This window comes from Segatella maculosa DSM 19339 = JCM 15638, assembly GCF_000382385.1.
Taxonomy (GTDB): Bacteria; Bacteroidota; Bacteroidia; order Bacteroidales; family Bacteroidaceae; genus Prevotella; species Prevotella maculosa.
On the sequence record NZ_KB908372.1, the window covers coordinates 1 to 1,941 of the forward strand.

Annotated in this window: 2 protein-coding genes; both read right to left on the reverse strand. The window is 42.5% G+C overall.

What is annotated here, in order from left to right; genetic code table 11:
• Nucleotides 1-297: 297 nt before the first annotated feature.
• Nucleotides 298-759 carry a DUF3408 domain-containing protein gene (locus H164_RS0114230; RefSeq protein WP_019969244.1) on the reverse strand — a complete coding sequence of 154 codons (462 nt, stop codon included), beginning with the start codon at nt 757-759 and terminating at the stop codon, nt 298-300.
• A gap of 4 nt (nt 760-763) precedes the next feature.
• On the reverse strand, nt 764-1,714 hold the full coding sequence (locus H164_RS0114235) for a toprim domain-containing protein (RefSeq protein WP_019969245.1): 951 nt from the start codon (nt 1,712-1,714) through the stop codon (nt 764-766).
• Nucleotides 1,715-1,941: the final 227 nt, after the last annotated feature.

Consider the following 1,941-nt stretch of genomic DNA (forward strand, 5'->3'; position numbering starts at 1 on the left):
CGATGAGAACGGAGTGATTACGGTCTTATCTCCCCGACAATCGAACGAGGGGAGCAAGAGCAGTTTGTGGGTACAAACTGACGTCTTGCAATGTCAGCTAACGAGACGTTTACGCATAAAGCGTTTTGTTGCTTAAAAATGAATGCCATGCATTCCATGTCTAACTGCGTTCATGGTGTCCCCACCGTTCAATGTATTCAGTAAAAATCTGTTGTTGGTACAATCCTAAAACGGTCAAGGATTTTGAGTGAAAGGGATAGCCTTTGACTTGATTGCCCTCGACCGTTTTTCTGTTGTTTACAGCTTCCTCCATTTTTCTATATCTTCACCGTATTCCTCCAAATGGATGCGCACGATGTTCTCTACGAAACTTGAAAGATTGCTACCCCTGTCACCCAACCTACGTACGATGAAGTCAGCACGTTCCTGTGTTTCCCTGCTCAGGTAAACCGCTTTTCTCTCACTTAGCTTTGTTGGAACAAGGAACGCTTGCTTATAGGCTTCGAGAGTCTTCTTTCTCATCTTGGCACTGATGCGTCGTTGAACGGTTGCGCTCTCTGTATGCTGTGCAGGCTCGGATGGCGTGGCATGCTCTATGGCATGTTCTGCCTCTTGTTGTTTTTGCCCTTGAATATTTTCCATTCCCTTTGCCCGGAATTCAGAGACGGTTTGTTCACTTGAATTTTCAGCTTGGCTCATACCAAAAGTTTTTCCTATGAAACGATCTATTTCTTCCATATTTCTTCTTTCCTTTTTCATCACTCTATCTTATTTTAAGTTTGACTTGTTTTATCTTGTTGCTTGTATTTTGGGATTTCCCATGCTCACGAACACGGCTGATATGATATTCGTTGAGGTCTTTGAAGTCTCTATAATACACAGCCATATCTTCTACCTTAAAGCCTGCGTTTATTAACTCTTGTACTGCTCTCTGTCCTGCATCGTCATTATCAAGAAAAACACGAATGGAGGTTATATTCCTCTCGTTCAGGTAGTGAATACTTCTGGCCACATTGCTCACAGAGTTCATCACAAGGCATTGATTGGTTATTTCACCTTTCATTGAAAGAAAAGAGAGAAAGTCCATAAAGCCCTCGAACAGACAGACGGGGTGTGCCTTTTCCTCAAATATCGGAGTGATGTCTTTGGGAGCAATTGTTCCCTTGAAAGTCTTATCATCACGAAGCTCATAGCCACCCGAAGAATTGGCAAAGCCGATGGCTTCATATCTTCTTCCTCTTACCTCGTAACTGATACATTTGAGAAATGGTGTTGCCTTTTCTAAATCAATACAGCGTTCCTTTTTGAGATACTCCTGCAGGTGCGGCGGCAAGGTGTCTGATATGCTTATCAGTCTCCTTGTTCCGCTTGCTTGTCTTGTAGTTGTCTGGTTGAGACCAATACGGGGTTCAGTCTTTGAATAGCTGTGCGCTGTATACTCTGAAGCGTTCTGCCCCAAACGGCAGATGGCTTCCGATAGCGTGTATCCCTCCATACGCATACAGAGGTCGATTATGCTTCCGCCCCTACCTTCGCCATAATCTATCCAAAGGTTCTTCTCCGTGTCCACCTTGAAGCTCGGATGCGTTTCCTCCCTGAGTGGTGAGCGGTACAGCGCATAGGAAGCAGTCCTACGTACAGGCTTGATACCTTTCTTTTCGAGATACTCCACAATGGAGTATCGCTTGATACGTGATAAATCTTCTTCTGTCATTGTTTTGATACTTTAATGGATTGAATAATAATTATTTATGTTTGTCTGTTTTTATGGTTTTACCGTTTTCAAAGTTTTTCCCTCCAAACTTTTTCATCTTTCTTTTTACTACATATTATTTTGTGATAAGTAATTGATAATCAGTATGACTTTGTAGTATAAGACAATACTACACATTCTACTACATTTGGCTACTACAAGTTTGAAGGAGCGGGCATGGCAAGATT